21 protein-coding genes are annotated in these 21,562 nt (G+C 63.0%); 17 read left to right on the forward strand and 4 right to left on the reverse strand.

Going from position 1 to position 21,562, the window contains the following annotated elements:
• Positions 1-81: 81 nt before the first annotated feature.
• On the forward strand, positions 82-921 hold the full coding sequence (locus CEY11_RS02560) for an IclR family transcriptional regulator (protein ID WP_088601794.1): 840 nt from the start codon (positions 82-84) through the stop codon (positions 919-921).
• Here the strand turns inward: CEY11_RS02560 and CEY11_RS02565 are convergent.
• Together CEY11_RS02565 and CEY11_RS02570 are read right to left on the reverse strand one after the other, a co-directional pair.
• Positions 890-2,149, reverse strand: coding sequence for a diaminopropionate ammonia-lyase (locus CEY11_RS02565; RefSeq protein WP_088602017.1), 1,260 nt, complete (start codon positions 2,147-2,149; stop codon positions 890-892). The two genes, CEY11_RS02560 and CEY11_RS02565, sit on opposite strands and share 32 nt — an antisense overlap.
• Complete coding sequence (locus CEY11_RS02570) at positions 2,149-3,417, reverse strand: Zn-dependent hydrolase (RefSeq protein ID WP_088601795.1); 1,269 nt, start codon at positions 3,415-3,417, stop codon at positions 2,149-2,151. The genes CEY11_RS02565 and CEY11_RS02570 overlap by 1 nt, the downstream gene beginning before the upstream one ends.
• A 289-nt stretch (positions 3,418-3,706) precedes the next feature.
• Between CEY11_RS02570 and CEY11_RS02575 the strand changes: the two genes are divergently transcribed.
• Positions 3,707-4,189 carry an Lrp/AsnC family transcriptional regulator gene (locus tag CEY11_RS02575; protein WP_088601796.1) on the forward strand — a complete coding sequence of 161 codons (483 nt, stop codon included), beginning with the start codon at positions 3,707-3,709 and terminating at the stop codon, positions 4,187-4,189.
• Positions 4,190-4,202: 13 nt separating this feature from the next.
• On the opposite strand, the gene alkB is transcribed toward CEY11_RS02575, so the two are convergent.
• Positions 4,203-4,853, reverse strand: coding sequence for a DNA oxidative demethylase AlkB (gene alkB, locus CEY11_RS02580; RefSeq protein ID WP_088601797.1), 651 nt, complete (start codon positions 4,851-4,853; stop codon positions 4,203-4,205).
• Between the two features lie 120 nt (positions 4,854-4,973).
• On the opposite strand from alkB, the gene CEY11_RS02585 reads away from it, so the two are divergent.
• The 15 genes from CEY11_RS02585 (at position 4,974) to CEY11_RS02655 (ending at position 20,323) form a co-directional block, all read left to right on the forward strand.
• Entirely contained in the window at positions 4,974-6,035 is a 1,062-nt protein-coding gene (locus tag CEY11_RS02585) for a Bug family tripartite tricarboxylate transporter substrate binding protein (RefSeq protein ID WP_233154680.1), read from the forward strand.
• Positions 6,036-6,057: 22 nt separating this feature from the next.
• Positions 6,058-7,206, forward strand: coding sequence for a mandelate racemase/muconate lactonizing enzyme family protein (locus tag CEY11_RS02590; protein ID WP_088601799.1), 1,149 nt, complete (start codon positions 6,058-6,060; stop codon positions 7,204-7,206).
• Positions 7,206-8,216: an NAD(P)-dependent oxidoreductase gene (locus CEY11_RS02595; protein WP_088601800.1), complete on the forward strand. Its 1,011-nt coding sequence runs from the start codon at positions 7,206-7,208 to the stop codon at positions 8,214-8,216. The genes CEY11_RS02590 and CEY11_RS02595 overlap by 1 nt, the downstream gene beginning before the upstream one ends.
• 111 nt (positions 8,217-8,327) lie before the next feature.
• Complete coding sequence (locus CEY11_RS02600; RefSeq protein ID WP_088601801.1) at positions 8,328-9,020, forward strand: FadR/GntR family transcriptional regulator; 693 nt, start codon at positions 8,328-8,330, stop codon at positions 9,018-9,020.
• Positions 9,021-9,376: 356 nt separating this feature from the next.
• Positions 9,377-9,838: a curli production assembly/transport protein CsgE gene (locus tag CEY11_RS02605; RefSeq protein WP_158215166.1), complete on the forward strand. Its 462-nt coding sequence runs from the start codon at positions 9,377-9,379 to the stop codon at positions 9,836-9,838.
• Positions 9,839-10,273 (forward strand): curli assembly protein CsgF, encoded by a 435-nt coding sequence (locus tag CEY11_RS02610; protein ID WP_233154681.1) that lies wholly within the window; start codon positions 9,839-9,841, stop codon positions 10,271-10,273.
• Positions 10,270-11,220 (forward strand): CsgG/HfaB family protein, encoded by a 951-nt coding sequence (locus CEY11_RS02615; protein WP_233154682.1) that lies wholly within the window; start codon positions 10,270-10,272, stop codon positions 11,218-11,220. The genes CEY11_RS02610 and CEY11_RS02615 overlap by 4 nt, the downstream gene beginning before the upstream one ends.
• Before the next feature lie 39 nt (positions 11,221-11,259).
• The gene (locus CEY11_RS02620) at positions 11,260-11,808 is read left to right on the forward strand and encodes a hypothetical protein (RefSeq protein ID WP_088601804.1); all 549 of its coding nucleotides are present in this window, start codon (positions 11,260-11,262) and stop codon (positions 11,806-11,808) included.
• Between the two features lie 108 nt (positions 11,809-11,916).
• Complete coding sequence (locus CEY11_RS02625) at positions 11,917-12,528, forward strand: hypothetical protein (RefSeq protein ID WP_088601805.1); 612 nt, start codon at positions 11,917-11,919, stop codon at positions 12,526-12,528.
• Between the two features lie 85 nt (positions 12,529-12,613).
• The gene (gene csgH, locus CEY11_RS02630) at positions 12,614-12,931 is read left to right on the forward strand and encodes a curli-like amyloid fiber formation chaperone CsgH (protein ID WP_088601806.1); all 318 of its coding nucleotides are present in this window, start codon (positions 12,614-12,616) and stop codon (positions 12,929-12,931) included.
• Positions 12,932-13,033: 102 nt separating this feature from the next.
• The gene (pgaA, locus tag CEY11_RS02635) at positions 13,034-15,433 is read left to right on the forward strand and encodes a poly-beta-1,6 N-acetyl-D-glucosamine export porin PgaA (protein WP_088601807.1); all 2,400 of its coding nucleotides are present in this window, start codon (positions 13,034-13,036) and stop codon (positions 15,431-15,433) included.
• Between the two features lie 11 nt (positions 15,434-15,444).
• Positions 15,445-17,478, forward strand: a complete 2,034-nt coding sequence (pgaB, locus tag CEY11_RS02640; RefSeq protein WP_088601808.1) for a poly-beta-1,6-N-acetyl-D-glucosamine N-deacetylase PgaB — start codon at positions 15,445-15,447, stop codon at positions 17,476-17,478.
• A gap of 11 nt (positions 17,479-17,489) precedes the next feature.
• On the forward strand, positions 17,490-18,830 hold the full coding sequence (gene pgaC, locus CEY11_RS02645; protein WP_088601809.1) for a poly-beta-1,6-N-acetyl-D-glucosamine synthase: 1,341 nt from the start codon (positions 17,490-17,492) through the stop codon (positions 18,828-18,830).
• Positions 18,827-19,291: a poly-beta-1,6-N-acetyl-D-glucosamine biosynthesis protein PgaD gene (gene pgaD / locus CEY11_RS02650; protein WP_158215167.1), complete on the forward strand. Its 465-nt coding sequence runs from the start codon at positions 18,827-18,829 to the stop codon at positions 19,289-19,291. The genes pgaC and pgaD overlap by 4 nt, the downstream gene beginning before the upstream one ends.
• 147 nt (positions 19,292-19,438) lie before the next feature.
• A complete protein-coding gene (locus tag CEY11_RS02655) occupies positions 19,439-20,323 on the forward strand; it encodes a response regulator transcription factor (RefSeq protein WP_233154684.1) in 885 nt (294 codons plus the stop codon).
• Between the two features lie 57 nt (positions 20,324-20,380).
• On the opposite strand, the gene CEY11_RS02660 is transcribed toward CEY11_RS02655, so the two are convergent.
• On the reverse strand, positions 20,381-21,553 hold the full coding sequence (locus CEY11_RS02660; RefSeq protein ID WP_158215168.1) for an EAL domain-containing protein: 1,173 nt from the start codon (positions 21,551-21,553) through the stop codon (positions 20,381-20,383).
• Positions 21,554-21,562: the final 9 nt, after the last annotated feature.

The raw sequence follows: 21,562 nt of genomic DNA on the forward strand, positions 1-21,562 counted from the left end.
TAAAGTGCTTTTTTATTTTGAATTCCGTACAATGGGATTCAATTCCTATTTTTAGATTAATATAAAACGCCCGGAAGCCAAATGCAAACCTTTTCCCCGCCCCCCGCCAATACGGCCGAATCGCTTCCGGCCGCCCGGCGTCCGGCGCGCCGCAAACGGGCGCCGGGCCAGGGCGACGCATCGTCGCCCGATTTCGTCGACGCGCTGGCGCGCGGCCTGAGCGTCCTGCGCTGCTTCACGCCCGGCATCAAGTCGCTGGGCAATCTGGAACTGGCCGAGCGCACGGGGCTGGCCAAGTCCACAGTCAGCCGCATCGTATATACACTGACGACACTCGGTTATCTGCGCTACAACCCGGAAACGGGGCGCTACGCGCCTGGCTACGGCACCCTGGCACTGGGCTTCGGCTGCCTCGCCAGCCTCGAGGTGCGCGAAGTGGCACGCCCGCTCATGGAAGCGCTAGCCCAGACAACGGGCGGCGCTGTGGCCCTGGGCGCCTTCGACGGCCAGTCCATGGCCTACATAGACGCCGTGCACGGATCTTCGGCGCTTTATCTACGTCTGCCCGTCGGCTACCGGGCCAGCATGGACAGCACCATGGGGCGCACCTATCTCGCCAGCCTCGCGCAAGCCGAACGCGAGGCCCTGCTGCCGAAGCTGGAACTGCCCCGCGGCATGCCGGCGATCATGCGCAAGGCCTGCGCCGACTTCGCCGCGGGCGGCTGCTGCTATGGCATCGGCGACTGGCAGCCCGGCATCAACGCAGCGGCGGCCGCCTTCACCGCCATCACGGGCGAAGGCACCTTCGTACTGAGCTGCGGCGGCCCCGACACTATTCTGTCCGAATCCCGCCTGCGCGGCGAGGTCGCCGCCGGGCTGGCCGACATGGTCAGCAAGCTGTCTTTGCCCGGCAGCCGCTGATTCCGGCAGTGTCAACGGAGGCGCGCCACTTCTGTTGGCGCGACAATACCGACGCGGCCGGCACGCCCACGCACTGCTCGTACACCAGCGGCGCCGTCGCGCCTTCCGTACTGATGAGCAGCGCCCGCGAGGCCGCATTCAAGCCCGCAGCGCCCGCCAGCGCGCGATCCCGCAGCAGCACAAGCAAGCCGGCCAGCCCGGCCGCCCCGGATTCTCCCGAAACAATGGGCACATCGCCGCAGTCGCCGGCGGCCAGCGTACGCATGGCCTCGATGGCCGCGTCGTCCGTGATGGTCATGAAATCGTCGACGCTGTCTTGCAGAAAACGCCAGGCCAGCGGCGAGGCCTCTCCGCAGGCAAGCCCGGCCATGATGGAATCCACAGTTCCCGTGGCGCCGGCGGGGCGGCCCGCCAAGGCGCTCTGATAGAGGCAATCGGCCTGTACCGGCTCGACTACGATGAAGCGCGGCCGCCGCGCGCCGTATTTTTCCCACAGATAGCTGACGATGCCGGCCGCCAGCCCCCCTACTCCGCCTTGCAGGAATACATGTGTATAGGGGGGATCGCCCGCGGCGCCATCCGCCTGTTCGACGAGCTCGGAAGCGATCACGCCATAGCCCTGCATCACGTCCCGCGGTATGTCTTCATAGCCTTCGTAGGACGTGTCGGATACCACTTGCCAGCCGTGCGCCGCGGCCAGCCGCGCCGCCTCAGCGACCGATGCATCGTAGTTGCCCGCGATACGCACGATGCGCGCTCCGCAGTCGGCAATGGCGCGTTCGCGCTCGACACTGACCTGGGCATGCAGCACGATCACGCAGCGGCAGCCGGCGTCGCGCGCCGCCGCGGCCAGCGCACGGCCGTGGTTGCCGTCGGTGGCGCTGATGACGGTGTAGTCCTTCAGCGTGCCGGCATAGCGTCCCGCCAGCACTGCCTCCGGCTCGAAGCCGGGATGCAGCCGCAGCACCTGGCGCAGCAGCGCGACGGGCGCACCCAAGGCCTTGAAGCTGCCCAGCGGCGAGCGCTGCGACTCGTCCTTGACGCCGAGCCAGGCGATTCCCAGCCTTGCGGCCAAGCCGGGCAAGGCACGCAAGGGCGTTGCCCCGTGCGCGATGCCGCGCCACTGCGACAGCCACTGCCGGCTCTGCTCTGCGCACCGGATACTCATGATCGAGCGCAAGGATTCGGGATACGGCACGCGCGCAGCGTGCTTGTTGGCACTTAGCATCATTGGCTCTCTTTGTGGGTTTGCTGCAGGCGGCGCAGCACGACTTCCAGCAATACCCGTGCGCCCTGCACGAGCTGAGCATCGTCGGTATGCTCGCGCGGATTGTGGCTGATGCCCGAGCGGCTGGGCACGAAGATCATGGCCGCTGGGGCGATGCGTGCGATCATCTGCGCATCGTGGCCGGCGCCGGAAGTCATGCGCCGCGACGTGAGGCCCAGGTGCCGGGCCGAGGACTCTATTTCTGCGGCCAATCCCGCATCGAACACTACCGGCTCGAAGCGCGCCAGGCGCTCGGCTTGGATTTCCACTCCCTCGCGCCGTGCGAGCTCCACAAGAAACTCGGCCAGGCGCCGTTCCGCCGCTTGCAGGCGCGGCTCGTCGGGGTCGCGCAGATCGACGGTGAAGATGGCCTTGCGTGCGATGACGTTGACGACGTCGGGCTCCAGGCGCAGCGAGCCCACCGTCGCGAGCGTGGTTCCACCGGAGCATGCCGCCACCTGCTCGCGCAGGAAGGCCACCACGGCTGCGGCCGCGTAGCCGGCGTCATGGCGCAGCCGCATCGGCGTAGTGCCGGCGTGATTGGCCGTGCCATGCACGGTAAGCTTCTGCCACGAAATGCCCTGCAGATTCTCGACAACGCCTATGGACTGCCCTTCGGCCTCGAGAATCGGGCCCTGTTCGATATGCAGTTCCAGATATTCGTGCGGCCTGATCGCGCCCGGCTCCAGCTCGCCCGCATAGCCGATGCGTGCCAGTTCGTCGCCCAGGCGGGTGCCGTCGGTGCCGACGGCATCGAGCGCCTCGCGCAGCGCCAAACCGCCCGCATGCACCAGCGAGCCCATCATGTCCGGCTGGAAGCGCACGCCCTCTTCGTTGGTGAACGCCGCCACCACGATAGCCCGCGGCGGCGCCACACCCGCGGCGCGCCAGGCGCGCGCCACGGCCAAGCCGGACAGCACCCCGTAGCAGCCATCCAGGGCGCCGGCATTGCGCACAGTGTCGATGTGCGAACCGATCATCAGCGGCCGGGCGTCACCTTCGGTCGTGGCGGCACGCAAGATGCCGAAAATATTGCCGATACGGTCGATGCGCACGTCCAGCTCCAGCTCGCGCATCCAGCGCACGAGCAGATCGCGCCCGGCCCGGTCGGCATCGGTCAGCGCAATGCGGGTTCGCCCTTCACCTGGAGCATCGCTGCCGATCTCGCCCAAGGCGCGGATCTGCGCCAGCAGAAGTTGCGCATCCAGGCTGGGTATTGAAGAAGACATGAAACCATCCTATGGAAATGGGCCGGCGGCTCGGCCGGCCCGCCGGCCAGGCTTGCAGCAGCCGGCATCGCGGCATGGGGCCGGTACCAGTGTCGTTGCTAGTGCTATTGGCAGCGCTGTTGCCAGAGCCAGAGCCAGAGCCAGTGCCAGTGCCAGTGCCAGTGCCGACCTCGGCGTCGCGCCTCGATATGAAATAATATTCCCCATATATATGCTTTTCATACGAATCTTCGCCTATTTAATTGAATTATTTATCGATAAATAGGCAGAATTTGCGAAGGAATCCTTCATGGCGCCCAAGCTCGACAAGCACGACCACGTGCTGCTCGCCGCGATCCAGGAAAACGCGCGCGTGGCCCAAAGCGAATTAGGCGAGCGCGCGAACCTTTCCACCGCCGCGGTGAACCGCAGGCTGCGGCTGCTGGCGGACGCCGGCGTCATCGAAAAATACACGGCCCGCCTCAACCCGAAAGCCCTGGGCTACGGCCTGACCATCATCGTCGAAGTCAAGGTCGAGAGCGAGCGCGCCGATCTGCTGCAGGAAATGCAGCGTGGATTCACGGCCTGCCCCGAAATCCAGCAGTGCTACTACGTGGCCGGGGAATGCGATTTCGTGCTGATCTTCCTGGTGCGCGACATGGAGCAGTACGTCAGCCTGACGCGCAGGCTCTTCCACGAGAACGGCAACGTCAAGGCGTTCAAGACGCTGGTGGCCATGGACAGGGTCAAGACCGGAATGGACGTGCCCATAACCGGCAGCGAGAGCGGCTGACGCCGCGGGCATCTCAACCCGCCTTGCGCAAGGTGAGATTGATCCTGCAGTCTCCCAGCAGCGGATGCGGCGCGCCCTCCGGCGCCAGCACGCCGTGATAGCGCAACCTGTCCGCCCCGCCCCAGACCACGACATCGCCATGATGCAGCAGCAGCCTCATCGCCTTGGCGGATCTATCCAGGCCGCCAAACAGGAAAGTCGCGGACATGCCCAGCGACACCGACACAATGGGCGCGTCAAAGTCCTGCTCGTTCTTGTCCTGATGCAGAGACATGCGGGCGCCGAGCGCATAGCGATTCATCAAACAGGCATCCGGCTCGAAATCCGCAAACCCCGCGGCCGCCGCGGCGGCGCGCGCCAGCCGCGCGAACACGGCCGGCATGGCCGGCCAGGGCTGGCCGCCTTGCGGATCGACGGCAGTGTAGCGGTAGCCGCGCCGGTCGGTCGTCCAGCCCAGCGCGCCGCAATTCGTCAGCGCCGCCGACATGGCATAACCGCCAGGCGTCACCATGTGGCGAAACGGCGCGCGAGCCTCGATGGCGGCAACCGCCGACAGCAGCGCCTGCTCGCAGGACAAAGCGCAGCCACGCAGAACATAGGCGCACGGCCCGATACGCTCGGGCCCGGCAGGCGCAGCGCTTTGGAACAGATCAAGCGTACTCATTGCAGATGCGCCATACGGCGCGGCTCGGGAAAGACTCAGCCTAGAGCGTAGCATCCCGAGCAAGCGCCCGGCCGCGGCGGCTTAACCGACACTTGACCTGAGTCACCTTTATGGATATATTTGGCAATACCAATTTTGTATTACCAATTTGGTAATGCCAATTTAAGCCAACGTAAAAACTCTGGAGACAGCATGAGAAGATTGCCCTTTGCCGCTCGCATTGCGGGCGCCGTCCTTGGTGTTACTGCTCTAATGGGGTTTGGAGACGCAGCAGCAGCGTCGCAAAGCTACCCAAGCCGGCCCGTGACAGTGGTTGTGCCGTTCGGCACGGGTGGAACGACCACGATTTTGGCTCGATTGATGGCCGACCGACTATCTCACGAGCTCGGGCAAACGTTTATTGTCGAAAATCGCCCGGGCGCAGGGGGCAATATCGCATTCGACTACGTAGCGCGTTCGCGTCCTGATGGCTATACCCTTCTGATGGGGCCTATCGGACTCGCGATCAACCCCGCAATCTACCACTCGCTGAATTTCGACCCCATCAAAGATTTCGCGCCCATCAGCCTGTATGGCGGCGTGGCGAACATTCTGGCGGTCAGCCCCAAACTGCCGATCCACAATCTTCAGGAACTGATCGACTACGCCAAGCACAACCCCGGCAAGCTTACGCAAGGATCCAGCGGCAACGGCAGCTCCAGCCATCTGGCCGGGGAAATGCTGCGAGCACAAGCCGGCATCAATTTCATACATGTTCCCTACAAAGGCGGCGCCCAGGCAATGCAAGACCTGTTGGCCAACCAAATATCCATGTTGTTCGATCAGGTTCCGGCCGTACTGCCGCAAGTGCAGGCGGGAAAAGTTCGTGCAATCGGAGTCACCACCCAAAAACGCTCATCCGGCGCGCCGAATATTCCGACTCTTGCCGAGCAGGGTCTACCCAATTTCGACGTCAATGTCTGGTTTGGCTTTCTTGCCCCTAAAGGAACTCCCAAACCCGTCATAGACAGGCTCAACGCCTCCATGAACCGGATTCTCAAGAACCCCGAATTCGTAGCCCGCCTGACCAGCATGGGGGTAGACGCGATGCCGAGCACCCCCGAACAATTCCAACAGTATCTTGAAGCCGAGACCACGAGGTGGAAAAAAGTTGTCGAAGAGTCAGGAGCCAAAATCGAGTAGCACCTATTACAGGATCCATCAGATGAAAATCGACTGCATTACCGCCATACCCCTATCTTTTCGCTTTCCGGAAGGCAAGGCCGTGGCAATGGGCATCGGCACGGCCCGCAAGAGAGATGTGATTATTGTCAAGATCCAAACCTCCGACGGGATTGTCGGATACGGAGAGGCCCATCCAGGGCGCAGCCCGGGGGCCGTGGCCAGTTTGGTGAATAACACCTTGGCGCCGCTGCTTCACGGCAGGCCCGCCACGGACGTTATCGGCGCCTGGGAATTGGCGCACCGCATGCAGCTGGCCAGCCACGGATTGGGCGCTGGCGCCGCCCTGGCTTTAAGCGGCATCGACATGGCATTATGGGACATTCGTGCCAAAGCCGCGCACATGCCGCTCTATCGAATGCTGGGTGGATCGGCGCGGCGCGTTCCCGCCTACGCCGGCGGCGTGGCGCTCGGCTATCAGCCCCCGCCAAGCCTGGCTGATGAAGCCGTCAGTCACATCGAAAAGGGCTATCGAGCCATCAAATTACGAATGGGAGACACAAGCGCCAACGACATAGCACGGCTCACGGCAGTGCGCAAAAAGGTCGGCGACCACATAGATATTCTGGTTGACGCCAACACTGCATACACTTTGGCCGACGTTCGGCAAGTGATGCCGGCATTCGCAGAATTACACGTCAAATGGCTCGAAGAGCCTTTTCCCTGCAACGACTTCGCCTCTTATCGTCTGGCTGCCCAACTCAACCCTCTAGTTCCGTTGGCCGCAGGAGAAAACCATTACACACGCTACGAATTCGCCCGACTGGTAGAAGACCGCGCCGTTACCATCTTTCAACCTGATCTCTCGAAAACAGGCGGCATTACCGAAGCACTGCGCATTGCCGCGCTGGCCTCAGCGTGGCGTATCCCCGTGAATCCCCATAGCTCGGCGGGAGGCCTAAATATGGCTTCCAGCATTCATTTTCTTTCTTCGATCGACAATGGCGGCTATTTTGAAGCTTGTGTGTCGCAGGTAAACCCTCTTAGGGACATGTTCGGCCCACCTTTCGAAATCGGCCAGGACGGCTGTGTGCAAGCCCTAGATAAACCGGGAATAGGCCTCGATGTCGACGAGACTGCTTTCTCCTCTTACCCTCTGATCGACGGCCTGGGATACGACACGAAACTCTGATGACAGCTTGCTCGCACTCACAAAGTCGCCTGGTTCTATTGACCGATCCGATAGACTGCGCCTCCCACCAGGCCTTGTCGCGAGCCGCCCGCTTGGTCACGCATCCGGTAAGTGGCAAGAATTGGCCGGCTCTCGCATCCGAAGCGCACGTGATAATCGTCCGATCGCCCATCCCCCGATCGCTCCCGTCACAAACATGCAAGCTGCTGGGCCTGGTGCGCTACGGGGCGGGTGTAGACATGATTCCGGTCGCCGAGGCCTCCAAACATGGAATAGCGGTGACCAATGCCCCGAACGCCAACGCCAATTCCGTCGCCGAATATGCCATCGGCCAAATGCTCAACCTGGCCCGCAAGCTTCCCGAGGCGAACCAGATGTTGCGCAGCGCCGGATGGCCGGCTGCCCGAGCGCTTGCGCCGCATGGTGTCGACCTTCGGGGCAAGACGGTCGCCGTTATCGGCATGGGCAATATCGGAAGCCTGATAGCGCACAAATGCCACGCGGGTTTCGATATGACTGTTCTGGCCGTGCGCCGATCCCCTCCCTCCGGCCGCAATGCCTTCAGCCACACCACTCTCGATGACGCTCTTGCCCGCGCCGATGTCGTAATCCTTTCATGCTCGTTGTCCGAAGAAACCCGCGGCCTCATCGATTCACGCCGGCTAAGCCTGATGAAACCTGCGGCCTGGCTGATCAATGTGTCCCGCGGGCCCATTGTCGACGAGAACGCATTGGCCGAGGCGCTAAGAGCAGGCAGGCTGGGCGGTGCGGCTCTGGATGTATTTGCGGAAGAACCTTTGCCCGGCGATTCCGCCTTGCGTGCGCTACCCAATGTCATTTTGTCGCCGCATATGGCAGGCATAACCCGGGAAAGCCTAGACCGCATCGGCGAACAGGCTACGAAGCAAACGATCGATCTACTGACCGGAAAAATACCGGAGCACCTGGTCAATCCAGAAGCGAGGCCGTCAATACAGGAACGCCTCGACCGTTATCTGGCGGGTGCTTAGCGGCCGCCCACATAGAAATAAAAGGCCCCCTATAATTTGGCAATCCCTTCAGCGTAGCGGCTGAAGCACCAGCAGGAATTTCGCAAGAGCAGCCGGAGCGCAGCACCCAGCATGACTAAAGAACAGGAACAGACCACCGCGCGCACTATGGCTGCCCTGGTTCGGCTGATCGAAGAAAGAAAGTACGCGCCCGGAGAAAGGCTGCCCTCGGAAAGAGAGCTTGCCGAACGATTCGACGTCGGGCGCGGCGTGGTACGCGAAGTCCTGTCAGTACTCGAAGGCTTGCGCTATCTCGAGCGCAAGCCCAATTCAGGAATCTACCTGAATGAAGCCCCCGAGCGCATCAGCCTCGAGACGCTCGCATTGTTCTCGAACCTGAATCTCGACCTGTCGAAAGAGCGCCTGGCGGAAGCCATGGAAGCGCGCCGAATTCTCGAAGTACAGGCAATTGTGCTCGCGGCACAACGGCGGACAGAGGAAGACTTGCTCGACATCAAGAACATCGTGCAGCGCTTCGACGATGCTATAGAACATGCGCTTGAAGACGTACCGGAACTGGATTACCAGTTTCATATGTCTATTTTCCGTGCCACGCACAACCTCGTTCTCATGCAGCTCGTCACCCCGTTTTATCTGATGTCGGAAAATCGACGCCTCCCCTTCTTCAGCGACAAAAAACGCAGCCGCGCTTCCAACGAGCAACATAAACTGATACTCGAGGCGATAGAAGAACAGAACATCGACAAGGCACATCAAGTCATGTCCGAACACATAGGGCGAGTGGAAAAACATTACGGGCTTTAGCCCTCGACCCCGTGACCCTGGCAAAAGGCTAAAACGAAATAGCGGTTTTCCGCGCGATGCGGACGCCATAAAGCCACGCCTGCGGATCGGGACATCTGTACCGAGAACCGGCATACCATGGCCATCGACGCCAAGGATTCATATCTTCGAGGCGGACACGCCTGCCCTCGGGCGGCTCGAGCGTACTCGCCAGGTATTAAACCGTTTGGCTGACATCCTCATCCTCATCCCGGACAAACGGTCTAGATTCTCCATCCTATGGGTAAGGCATCCTCCAACCCATAACATTCCTCGTATACGTCACAGCTTGATACCTTGAATAAACGCTGTAATGGGTTATGGGAAGGAGGATCTCCGTGTCGCCATCCGGCTTGCCGTCCGGCTTTCGCTTTGGCCTCGTCGCGGCGGCTCTGCTGAGCGCGGCGGCCGCCGCGCAAGGGCCCGAGCCCGGCCAGGCGCAGAAGAGCCTGGATCAGGGGCGGATAGACAGCGACCCGTTGAGGGGCCTGATCATCAACCGAACCATCACCGTCCTGGGCTGGGACTTCTACCAAAGTTTTTCGGAAATCTGGCGCGCGCTGTACCCCAATTCACAAGACACGATGACCGTGATCGAGCGGCCCACGGCGCAATTCGGCAGCGAAATCTGGATCAGCTATTTGAATCAGACGGTCTTTCACACCTTCCTGTCGCCCGCCCGTTCGCGGGCCAGGGAAGAAAGCAAGAACGCGGTGCAAGTCGTTCACGACAGCATCGCAAACATCAACGTCCAACGCAAGTACACGCAGGACGCCGATCTGGGTCCCGAGGAGATGTAAATGAGCTTACACAGGGTCAAAGTGCGCCTGCAAAACAGCCGGCTTCAGGCGACGCTGGCGGCCGCCGCGGCATGGCCGCTGCTATCGATGCCCGCGATGGCGGGCCAGCTGATCTATACCCCGGTGAACCCGTCTTTCGGGGGCAATCCGCTGAACGGCTCATACATGCTGCAAAGCGCCCAGGCGCAGAAGCGCTACCCCTACCCGCTGGACGATCTGGACACCCCCGACAGCAGCGACCTGAAAATCCTCAACGCGGGCGACTATCCCATCATCCAGGTAGGCAGCAAAGTCTATATTTACGATCCGGGCAAGAGCCGCTGGATGCCTTTCGACACCGGTAGCGTCGAGGCTACCAGCGGCACATCCACCAGCGCGAGCACGAGCACGGCGACCCAGAGTTCGCCGGCCATCGACAGCGGGGTGTTGCAATGAACACGCTCGCGATGCCTACGCCCCCTGCATGCTTACGCCCCGCCCGCCTCTGCGTCGTCGGACTGGCAGCGCTGGCGCTGTCCGCCTGCGCCCTGCAGCAGCCGGCGAACGTGTCGAACCAGGCGCAACTGGCGCCGGCCACGCCGTCGACGGTCGACCTGATGCGGCTGCCGCCGCCGCGGAAGAAGATCGTAGCGGCCGTCTACGGCTTCCGCGACGAAACCGGGCAATACAAGCCGTCGCCGGACAGCTCGTTTTCCACAGCGGTAACGCAAGGGGCCGCCTCCATGCTGATGAAGGCGCTGAAGGATTCGGGCTGGTATATCCCGGTAGAGCGTGAAGGCCTGCAGTCGCTGCTGACCGAGCGCCGGGTGCTGCGCGCGGTCGACGAGCACCCGGAAAACGGCGCGCAGCGCGGCCAGGTACCCAACCTCTTGCCCGCGACCATCATCCTGGAAGGCGGCATTATCGCCTACGACAGCAATGCCCGCACCGGCGGCCTGGGGGCGCAGTTCCTGGGCATAGGCTTGTCGACCAAGTACAGCGTCGATCAGGTCACCGTCAATCTGCGCGCGGTCGACGTTTCCACCGGCGCCATCCTGAACAGCGTCTCCACCACCAAAACCATTTATTCGTACGAGCTGCACCCCAGCTATTTCCGCTTCGTCAATTACTACGACCTGCTGGAAATCGAAGGGGGCTACACCCACAACGAGCCGGCGCAGATCGCGGTCAAGGAAGCCATCGATGCCGCCGTCATGCACCTGACGGTGCAGGGCCTCAAGGACAGGCAATGGAGCCTGAAAAACCCCAGCGACTGGAATAACCCATTGATCCAGCGCTATCTGCAAGCCGAGAAGGAATACACCGTAACCGTCACGCCGCGCCAGTCTGCCCAGGCCGGCACGGCATCCACCGCGACCAACAGCCAGACGAGCGTGCAGTAAGGCCGCAAGCGCCACCGCCCGGTAAATCAGGAGTCTGCCATGAAGCAACCGTTACTCACCGCGATGCATCTGCCCACCAGGCGCAGCCTGGCTCTGGGGATCTTCGCCCTACTGGCCGCCGCCCCTTTCGCCGGCCAGGCCGCCAACCTCGATCTGGCGGCCCCGCCGGAACTGCCGCCGGCCGAACTCGGTTCGACCTCGCTGCGTGCGGCATCGGTGCAACAGGGCGGCTTCAACACCAGCCGCATCGCCCAGCAGGGTTCGAGCGAATCCGCCTTCGTCAACCAGCAAGGCGGCAACAACAGTGCCTCGATATCGCAAACGGGCGCGCAGAACCTGGCGATCGCCGCCCAATACGGCACCGGGAACCAGGCCCTGATCACGCAAGTCGGCAATAACGACACGGCCATCGCCAACCAGGTCGGCGCGAACAATCTGGCGGTGATCGGGCAATACACCAGCAACGCCAGTTCGACGGTGAACCAATTCGGCAACATGAACCAGGCCACGGTACGGCAGACGACGCCGGGCTCCACGGCCCCGGTCTTCCAATTCGGCGACCACCTGAAGCTGACGGTCGTTAGATAGCACCGGCTCCGGCAGGGCCGCCGACTCTTCTGCAAAACCCGGTCCGAGACCGCCGGGCGGCGCATTTCTTTATCAGGTCTTGTCGACTTTCACAGAAGGAGCATCACCATGAAAACCCAACTTTGCGCATTGGCATCCGGTCTTGCCCTGGCTTTTGCCGGGGCCGCGGCATACGCCGGCAGTACGGCGGACACCTATCAAAGCGGCTTCAACAACGACGCGTCCATTACCCAGGCGTACAACACGGCGGCGACTGCCAGCATCGTGCAGGAAGGCAACCAGAACGTCGCCAGCGCGGATCAGACCAATGTACATGGGAAGGCTGACATCTATCAGGCCGGCTTCAACAACTCGGCCAAGGTAGAACAACAAAGCACCGGCGCCAACTCCAAGATCGTCCAGCAAGGCGATCAGAACGTCGCCAGCACGGATCAACGGTACGGCTACGCACAGTACGCCGACATCTACCAGTCCGGCTTCAACAACAGCGCCAAGGCCACTCAGTCGAGTGTCGCCTATGCCGAATCCCAGATCATCCAGCAAGGCAACCAAAACGTCGCCAACACGAGCCAGAAGAATGGCTGGGATCAAGAAGCCAAGATCTACCAGGCCGGCTTCAACAACTCGGCGGCCATCACCCAGACGGGAGCGTTCCTGACCGCCTCGACGGTGCAACAAGGCAACCAGAACGTCAGCACCATCACCCAGAAGGGTTGGTAAACCCCTGGCCCTGCGGGGCCGCAGTCCCGCGGAAGGCCGCTACCGGCCTACCGCGGGACACCGAAGCATAAAAACGGGAGGCTCCATGATCACCGCCGATGTCAATCTGCAGGTATGGCTGGATACCGTGCCCGGCACTCGACCCAGCGTCGTCGTGCCCTACGTGCAAAGCCGCGCGGACGATACCGTGCAGTACCGGCTGAGCGCCACCCGGCAGGGGAGCAGCGGCTCTTCCACCGTCCGGCAAAGCGGCGATCTGAGGCTGCGGGCCAATACTCCCACGGCGCTGACGCGATTCTCCCTTTCCGTGGGGCAACGCGACCAATGCCGGATCGAACTGATTCTGTACGCCAACGGCAAGCCGGCCGGCACCTATCGGTTCGACTGTCCACGCAATCCATAGTGAACGTGCAACACCCCGAATCCGGCAATCCCATGACCGACCCCGAGGCCAGCCGTGTCCATACGCCCGTTACCCCTCGTATTAGCAGTTTGTGCCGCATTGATGCTGCCGGGCATGGCCGCGTGCGCACAGCCGCAAGACTACGACAGCTTGATACGGCGTGCGCGCAACGGCGATTATCAGCCCGCCCTGTCCATGTTGGTGCAGCGCCTGCAGCATACGCCGGGCGACCGCCGGGCACTTGCCGACTACCTGCTCATCTCGGACTGGGCCGGCCACAGCCAGGCCATTGTCCAGGCCTACGAACAGGCCGGTTCTCCCAATAATCTCCCGCCTCAGGCCCTGGGCGCGGTGGCGCGAGCCTACCGCGACACGCATCGCTGGGGCGAAGCCCTTGCCCTGTACAGCAGCGCGGAACGCCGCTATCCGGGACAGGCCGCTTTCGCATACGGGTACGTCATGACTCTGGCCGACGCGGGGCGCACCGCAGCCGCCGTCCAGCAAGGCACTCGGCTGGTTGCCGCGCACGCCGATAGCGCCGACAGCCATCTTGCATTGAGCTACGCATACCAGCGCGCGGGGCAGCCCTATGCGGCGCTGGCGCAGGCCTCGTGGGCCTACGACCTGGCGCCGCACAAGCCCTATGTGATACGGGCGTATATCCTGGCCCAGCAAGAAGCACAGCTGCCGCGGGCGGCGCTGGGCATGGCGCAGGCCCACCCTGGCATATTGCAAGCGGCCCAGACCCGTTCCCTGCAGGCCGATGCGGCCGCTCAACTTACCCGGGCGGCCGCAACCGAATCCCGCGGCGGCGCCAACCGCTATGCGCTGGCGGATCAGGCCCTGGCCACGTACGACCGCCTCATCCCCGAGTGGAAAGCCCTGGGGCCGGCCGCGCGGGCCGATGTCGAACGCATCGAAGCCGACCGGCTGCAGGCCCTCGCCGCCCGCCACCGCATGGCGGAACTCGTCGCCAGCTACGAAGCCATGCAGGCGGCCGGCCAGAAGGTTCCGAGCTATGTGCTGAGCGACGTCGCGACAGCCTATCTGTCCATGCACCGCCCTGAAATCGCCACCCGCCTGTTCCGCCAGGCCACGGAACCGGGCAAGGGCCGCGATGCCATGCCCAGCATGGAAGAACGCACGGGCCTGTTCTATGCCCTGACCGAGTCCGGCCAGACCGAGGCCGCCAACACCGAACTGGATCAGGCGCTGCGCCAACAACCCACCTGGGTCTATCACAAGGGCGACCCGCTGCGCAACGCCAACTCCGCCAAACTGGACGCCGCGCTGACCCGGGCCCTGGGCACGCTGTATGAAGGCCAAACCCTGCAGGCGCAGGCCGAACTGGACAATATGGTAAGCCTGGCGCCGGGCAATACCGGCCTGCGCACGGCCCGTTCCCAGGCCTATCGCGCCCGCGCCCTGCCCCGCCTGGCCGAGCGCGACTTGAAGATCGCCGAAACCCAGGCGCCTCGCTCCATCGACGTAGAAGTCAACCAGGCCGAAACGGCACTGGCCCTGCAGGAGTGGCGCCAGGCGAAGCTGCTGCGCGACGACCTGGTGGCCCGTGCGCCGGAAAACTCATCCGTGCAGCGTCTGGCGCGGGAATGGCAGGTGCACGATATGGCCGAATTGCGCGTCACCGCCAGCCGCGGCGTGTCCACCAACAACCCGGCGTTGGGCAGCCGCGACTGGAATCTCGACAGCGTGCTGTATACGCCGCCCATAGCCGAAAACTGGCGCGCCTTCGCCGGAGCGGGCTATTCCGAAGGCGAATTCGAGGAAGGCAAGGGCTATTACGGCTGGACGCGCGCGGGCGTGGAATGGCGCGGCCGCGACCTCACCGCGCAGGCCGAAATATCGGGCAACCGCTACGGCTATGGCACCCGCACCGGCGCCGCGATCACAGCGGCCGTAGATCTGGACGACCACTGGCAGATCGGCGCCGGCGCCGCCCTGCTGTCGCGCGACACGCCGTTGCGGGCGCTCAAGCACGACATCACTTCCAACAGCCTGAACGCGTCGCTGCGCTGGCGCGGCGACGAACGCCGCGAGTGGACGCTGAGAGTGGCGCCGTCCTTTTTCTCGGACGGCAATAATCGCCTGGAGCTCGGCTTGAACGGCCGCCAGCGCCTGTACACCAGCCCCAAGGTTCAGGTCGATGCGCTGCTGGATCTGTCCGCCTCCCACAACACGGCCGACGATGCCGTGTACTTCAACCCCAAATCCGACCTGACCATTCTGCCCGCCCTGCAAATCACGCACACCTTGTACCAGCGCTACGAGCAGCGCTGGGATCAGCAGTTTCTGGCGGCGGCCGGCACCTATACGCAGCAGCATCACGGCACCGGCGGCATCTACACCCTGGGCTACGGCCAGCGCTACCAGTTCAATGATGTTCTGGATGTCGGCTTCATGGTCTCGGCTACGTCGCGACCCTATGACGGGCAGCGCGAGCGGGACTTCAACTTCACCGTCAACATGACGTACCGGTTCTGAGGCAGGACGCCATGAGCTTGTTCACCCTACGCCGAGCCCTGAATCTGATCCCAGCCGTGCTGTGCTGCTGCCTGGCGCTGCTGGCCGGCTGCGCCCGCGACATCCCGGCTTTCGTGCCCCCCGCGGAACGGCCTGTATCGCGCACTGACCAGGCATGGCCGCACAATCGCATACTGGCTCTGGCCTACCACGATGTCGAAGACAGCGATCCCGACCAGCGCTATCTGGCGGTGCGTACCGACCTGCTGGCCGCACAACTGAAATGGCTGCGCGACAACGGCTACCAGGCCGTGTCCGTCGACCAGATCCTGGCGGCCCACCGGGGCGGCAAGCCTTTGCCGCCCAAGGCGGTGCTGCTCAGCTTCGACGACGGCTACAGCAGTTTCTACACCCGGGTGCTGCCGATTCTGAAAGCCATGAACTGGCCCGCCATCTGGGCGCCGGTGGGCCGCTGGATCGACACCCCCGCCGATCAGCCCGTGATGTTCGGCAACGTAGCCACCCCGCGCCAGCGCTTCGCCACCTGGGACGACGTACGGCGGGCCGCCCGATCGGGGCTGGTGGAGATCGCCTCGCATACCGACGACCTGCATTTCGGCATCCCCGCCAACCCCCAAGGCAATCAAGAACCGGCGGCGACCAGCCACCGCTACGACGCCCGGACGCATTCCTATGAAACAGATGCCCAGTACCGGCGGCGCATCGACAATGACGTGCAGCGCATCACCCGGAAAATCCGCCAGGTCACCGGCAAGGCACCGCGGGTGTGGGTCTGGCCCTACGGGGCGGCCAACGGCATAGCGCTGCAGATCATTCGCCGCCACGGATACCAGATGGCTCTGACGCTGGATGGCGGCCTGGGCGACACGGACAGGCTGATGTCCATGCCGCGCATGCTGGTGGCGGACTCGCCCAATATGGCCGAATTCGCGCGCTCGGTGCTGGCCACCGAGTCGCAGGGGAATTTCCGCGTGGCACAGGTGGATCTGGACTATGTCTACGACCCCGATCCCGCGCAAATGGATGAGAATCTGGGTGCCCTGGTGCAGCGCATCGCCGATATGCAGATCAGCGCCGTCTTTCTGCAGGCCTATGCCGACCCCAAGGGCGACGGCCTGGCGCGCGAGGTCTATTTCCCCAACCACTGGCTGCCGATGCGTGCCGATCTGTTCAACCGCACGGTCTGGCAGTTGCAGACGCGCGCCCACGTGCAGGTGTATGCCTGGATGCCGGTGCTGAGTTTCAATCTGCCGTCCGGCATCGCCCGCGTGCAGCGCTGGAGCCCCGAGCACCCCGACGCCTCGCCCGCCCCTGACCCCACGCAATATGCACGTCTGTCGCCATTCGACCCCAAGGCCAGGGCCGCCATCATCGGCCTGTACGAAGATATGGCGCGCAACGCCCCGATCGACGGCATTCTGTTTCATGACGACGCCGTGTTGAGCGACTTCGAAGACGCCAGCCCGGCGGCACTGGCCGCCTACAGGCAGGCGGGCCTGCCCGGCTCGATCCGGGCGCTGCGAGCCGATCCCGCCGCACGCCAGCGCTGGATCCGCTACAAGAGCCAGGCCTTGATCGACTTCACCCGCACCCTGGCCCGGCACGTGAAGGACATCCGCGGGCCACAGGTGAAAACGGCGCGCAATATCTACGCCGAACCGATATTGAACCCTGCCAGCGAAGCCTGGTATGCGCAGAACCTGGACGATTTCCTGCAGGCCTATGACTGGGCCGTGCCCATGGCCATGCCGCTGATGGAGCGCGTGCCGCCGGCGCAATCGGGTGCGTGGCTGGATCGGCTGGTCGCCGCGGTCAAACGGCACCCGGGCGGCCTCGAACACACCGTCTTCGAACTGCAGGCACGCAACTGGAACCTGCCCGGCCAGCCTTTCGTCGACAGCCATACGCTGGCCGGCTGGATGCAGCGCCTGCAGCGCGAAGGAGTGCAGCATTTCGGCTATTACCCCGATGATTTCGTGCGCAGGCAGCCCGCGCTGCAACTCATCCGGCCCGCCATCTCGAACGCCTGGTATCCGTACCAATAAGGAGCAGCGAGATGGCCGAACGCATACTTGCCTTTTTGATTTTGTGCCTGGTGCTGGGCGCGCCTTTCGGGGCCGCCATGCTGTGGACCGGCGACCTGCTTCTGAATTTCGTATTTTTTTATCCCCTGTTCATGTCCAGCCTGTGGATGTTCGGCGGCCTGTATTACTGGCTGCACTGGGAACGGCACTGGCCCTGGGGGCCCGGCACCCTGCCGCCCGAACTCAAGGGCAACCCGCTGGTGTCCATCCTGGTGCCCTGCTACAACGAGGCCGAAAATGGGGCCGACACCATACTGGCGGCATTGAATCAGCGCTACCCGCATATTGAAGTCATCGCCATCAACGACGGCTCGAAAGACGGCACGGCCGCGATGCTGGATGAACTGGCCGCCACGCACGATCGCCTGCGTGTCATACACCTGGCCCAGAATCAGGGCAAGGCGATGGCGCTGCGCATGGGCGCGCTGGCGGCCCGCAGCGACTATCTGGTGTGCATAGACGGAGATGCCCTGCTGGATCGCAATACGGCTTCTTACCTGGTGGCCCCGCTGATCGACCATCCTCGGGTCGGCGCCGTCACGGGCAACCCGCGCATACGCACTCGTTCGACCTTGATCGGCCGTATCCAGGTGGGCGAATTTTCTTCCATCGTCGGCTTGATCAAGCGTACCCAGCGCGTCTATGGCCAGGTTTTCACCGTGTCCGGCGTCGTGGCGGCATTCCGGCGCAGCGCCCTGGATCGTGTCGGCTACTGGAGTCTGGACATGATCACCGAAGACATCGACATCAGCTGGAAGCTGCAGCGCGACCACTGGTCGATTTTCTTCGAGCCGCGCGCCTTGTGCTGGATCCTGATGCCCGAAACCCTGCGCGGGCTGTGGCGGCAGCGCCTGCGCTGGGCCCAGGGCGGTGCCGAAGTCTTCCTGAAAAATGCACCCAACATCTGGTCCTGGCGCCATCGCCGCATGTGGCCCATGGTGCTCGAATACTGCATTTCGGCGATCTGGGCCTTCGCGCTGCTGCTATCGCTGGCATTGTGGGCGATCAGCCTTTTCATCTCACCCTCCAACCCCATCCACGTCGAGGTCGAAACCTTGATGCCTCCCGCCTTCACCGGCATGGTGCTGGCCGCCGCCTGCCTCCTGCAATGCGCCATCAGCATCATGATCGAGCGCCGCTATGAACCCGGCCTGCCGCGCTCGCTGTACTGGGTGATCTGGTACCCACTGGCCTATTGGATGGTCAATTTGCTTACCACCGTATGCAGCTTTCCCAAAGTCATGCTGAAACTCCACCGCCGCCGGGCTCGTTGGGAAAGCCCCGACCGCGGCATCAAGGCGCCTCCATCATGAATCTCGTCAAAACTCCTCTTTCCCTGGGCTATACCCTGGTCGACCTGCTGCTTACGGCGCTGGCCTGGTTCGTGTTCTGCTACCTGCTGGCTACCGGCATGCACTCCATTCTGCAGGGCGCGGCACTGGGTCACGCAAGCAGCCTGGTGTCCCGCCTGCTGCCCGACCTCCATACGCTGCTGGCGTACGCGTGCGTGGCCGTAGGCATAGACCTGTTGCTGCTCGTGTGGGCCCGTTACAACACGCTGCGTTTCGGCGGCCTGGATCGCCGCAAGCCCAGGCCGCCGCTGTCGGCTGCTGCGCTGGCGGCCAGCTTCGAGATCAGCCCCGATTTGCTGGAAGCCCTGCACGCCAGCCAGGGCCTGCGCATCCATCATACGGATGCCGGGCAGATCAGCAAAATAGACTTTACGCCGCAGCGCCAGATCGCCGCGGGCAATGTCCTGCGAATACTGCGATGAGCCATCGAATACACAATGTGAAAACATTGATTTCAAACGTTACTTATAGTAAGTCGGCAGGGGCGTATCTTGCTTTCGGCTGGGCTTTCAGACAAGCTAAGCGCCGAATAGACAGGACATGCGAAGCCCTTATAAGTGGAGGGTACGATGGTGACCGTTACTGTAGTAGAACCCAACACCTTGCTGCGGCTCGGCATACTGAAGCTGCTGCAGAACCTCGACTGCACGTTCGTCTGCACCGGCATCAATTACGCCCAGCTGTTTCATGGCAATCCCCGCCAGGCGGGCTGCGACCTGATGCTGCTGTCCGTGCCCGACGTATACGAGCGCATGATCGAACTCGTGACGGCGGCCCAGCAAGGCTATGCGCCGAAACGCACCCTGCTGCTGTCGGATACCCAGACGCTTCCTTATTCACTGCTGAATCTGCCTTCGGCCATGGCCGGCTATATCTCGAAGCATTCGTCGCAAGATGTGCTGAAGTCGTCGATCATGCTGGTGCTGGCCGGCGGGAAATGCTTTCCCCACCCCGAAATGATACGTCGCGACAATATGGAAGCGAGTTCGTCGGCGCCCGACTGCGCCCAGCCGAAACGCCGCTGGTACGACAAGCACCAGACGCCGCCCGCCAGCGACTACGACGAGTCCCAGGACGACAACCTTCTGCACACTCCGGAAGCCAGGCCTGGGCGGGCCGCAGCGGGCAATGGCGTGCCATCGGGCGCCGCGGGTATTTTCGTACAGGAAAAAACCCAGATCCTGACATCGGAACTCATAGGGCGCGAAGCCGATCTGCTCGGCCTGACCCCACGCCAGTATGAGGTGCTGGCGCTGCTGGCCAAAGGCTATCCGCTGAAAAAAATCAGCCGCGAATTGAATATTTCGGTGGCCACGGCCAAAACCCACGCCGAAGCGCTGTACCAGCGCCTGGCGGTCAACAATCGCAATGCCGCCGTCTATGCCGCGGTATCGCGCGGGGCGACACTGGGCTGGCCCTCTTCTGTCGCTGCCGCCCCGGCCGGCGCGATCTGATCCGCACCGATCCGATCTGCGCCAGCCCGCGCCACGGCGCGCATGCGAGGCATCGGCTCAGACCCGCTTGCGCTCGGGCCAGCCGGGGATCGCAGTCCTCGAATACGGGCCGTAACGCGCCTTGCGTTCTTTGTAGAAAGCCACGAACCCTTCCGAGGTCAGCGGCTTGGAAAAGAGCCAGCCTTGGCCGAAAGCCACATTGCGCTCAACCAGATAATCGACCTGCTCCTGGGTCTGCACGCCCTCTGCGACACAGAAGAGCTGCAGCGCGGCGGCAATGTCCAGGATGTACGGCATGACTTTGCTGCCCGCCGTATCGTGGCCGATCATGTCGATGAAAGACTTGTCGATCTTCAGCGCATCCAGGGGCAGGCTGTGCAGATGATGCAGGCTGGCATAGCCCGTTCCGAAATCGTCGATGGAAACCAGGTGGCCGAGGTCGCGCATGCGCATCATGGTCGCGCGCGCCGCATCGATTTCTACGGATCCGCTTTCGGTCATCTCGAACCAGATCTGGTCGCTGCGTATGCCCGCCCTGCCGATCTGCGTCTGCATGTAGTCCAGCCCGCGGCCAGTCTGGATGTCTTGCGCAGAGAGATTCATGGAAATATGCAAGTTGCGATCGGCCACCAGAACGTCGTGCAGTTCGGCAACCAGAAGGTCTATGACCTGGTCGGTAATCGGAATGATGAGCCCGCTTGCTTCCGCCAGGCTGATGAACTCCTCGGGCGGAACGATCGAGCCGTCGTATCTGCGCCACCGCACCAGGGCCTCGGCGCCGACACACCTGCCCGTCTGCAGCTCTATGATGGGCTGATACCGCACTACGAACTCCCGGCGCTGCACGGCCGATCTCAGGGCGCCCAGCGCGGACGAGCGGCTGCGCACCGCCGAGATAATAGCGCCGCCGATCAAGAGCGCGATGAAGCCTATGATGGGCAGGGAATACAGCTTCTGCCTCCGTGACAACACGGGCCGGGCGAACTGCAATTTCCGCGGCCTGAACGCTACCGGCGTGAGGCCGGCGCTCTGCACGGAAGAAATGAGCAAGCCCTCGCTCACATCGGATTGCGGCGCCTGATCCAGCAATTGCCGGAGCATCGAGCCAAGCCTGCTTGGGTCTTCATGCGCGGCCATCGACGCCGACTGTGCCCGCAACCCGCCCATCAGCAATAAAGCTGCGGCCGCGGCGACCACACAGGCCAAGCATGTCAGTAATCTTCGAGCCACTAAAGACTC

Origin of the sequence: Candidimonas nitroreducens, from assembly GCF_002209565.1 — a bacterium.
Taxonomy (GTDB): Bacteria; Pseudomonadota; Gammaproteobacteria; order Burkholderiales; family Burkholderiaceae_B; genus Candidimonas; species Candidimonas nitroreducens.

What these genes read in the sequence shown, in the direction of transcription:
- CEY11_RS02575 (WP_088601796.1), top strand. Translation starts at nt 3,707, where the DNA reads ATGGCGCCCAAGCTCGACAAGCACGACCACGTGCTGCTCGCCGCGATC.
- CEY11_RS02610 (WP_233154681.1), top strand. Translation starts at nt 9,839, where the DNA reads ATGAGCTTACACAGGGTCAAAGTGCGCCTGCAAAACAGCCGGCTTCAG.
- pgaD (WP_158215167.1), top strand. Translation starts at nt 18,827, where the DNA reads ATGAATCTCGTCAAAACTCCTCTTTCCCTGGGCTATACCCTGGTCGAC.
- CEY11_RS02615 (WP_233154682.1), top strand. Translation starts at nt 10,270, where the DNA reads ATGAACACGCTCGCGATGCCTACGCCCCCTGCATGCTTACGCCCCGCC.
- CEY11_RS02625 (WP_088601805.1), top strand. Translation starts at nt 11,917, where the DNA reads ATGAAAACCCAACTTTGCGCATTGGCATCCGGTCTTGCCCTGGCTTTT.
- CEY11_RS02595 (WP_088601800.1), top strand. Translation starts at nt 7,206, where the DNA reads ATGACAGCTTGCTCGCACTCACAAAGTCGCCTGGTTCTATTGACCGAT.
- CEY11_RS02620 (WP_088601804.1), top strand. Translation starts at nt 11,260, where the DNA reads ATGAAGCAACCGTTACTCACCGCGATGCATCTGCCCACCAGGCGCAGC.
- CEY11_RS02600 (WP_088601801.1), top strand. Translation starts at nt 8,328, where the DNA reads ATGACTAAAGAACAGGAACAGACCACCGCGCGCACTATGGCTGCCCTG.
- alkB (WP_088601797.1), bottom strand. Translation starts at nt 4,853, where the DNA reads ATGAGTACGCTTGATCTGTTCCAAAGCGCTGCGCCTGCCGGGCCCGAG.
- CEY11_RS02590 (WP_088601799.1), top strand. Translation starts at nt 6,058, where the DNA reads ATGAAAATCGACTGCATTACCGCCATACCCCTATCTTTTCGCTTTCCG.
- pgaA (WP_088601807.1), top strand. Translation starts at nt 13,034, where the DNA reads ATGCTGCCGGGCATGGCCGCGTGCGCACAGCCGCAAGACTACGACAGC.
- csgH (WP_088601806.1), top strand. Translation starts at nt 12,614, where the DNA reads ATGATCACCGCCGATGTCAATCTGCAGGTATGGCTGGATACCGTGCCC.
- pgaC (WP_088601809.1), top strand. Translation starts at nt 17,490, where the DNA reads ATGGCCGAACGCATACTTGCCTTTTTGATTTTGTGCCTGGTGCTGGGC.
- CEY11_RS02570 (WP_088601795.1), bottom strand. Translation starts at nt 3,417, where the DNA reads ATGTCTTCTTCAATACCCAGCCTGGATGCGCAACTTCTGCTGGCGCAG.
- pgaB (WP_088601808.1), top strand. Translation starts at nt 15,445, where the DNA reads ATGAGCTTGTTCACCCTACGCCGAGCCCTGAATCTGATCCCAGCCGTG.
- CEY11_RS02655 (WP_233154684.1), top strand. Translation starts at nt 19,439, where the DNA reads ATGGTGACCGTTACTGTAGTAGAACCCAACACCTTGCTGCGGCTCGGC.
- CEY11_RS02560 (WP_088601794.1), top strand. Translation starts at nt 82, where the DNA reads ATGCAAACCTTTTCCCCGCCCCCCGCCAATACGGCCGAATCGCTTCCG.
- CEY11_RS02565 (WP_088602017.1), bottom strand. Translation starts at nt 2,149, where the DNA reads ATGCTAAGTGCCAACAAGCACGCTGCGCGCGTGCCGTATCCCGAATCC.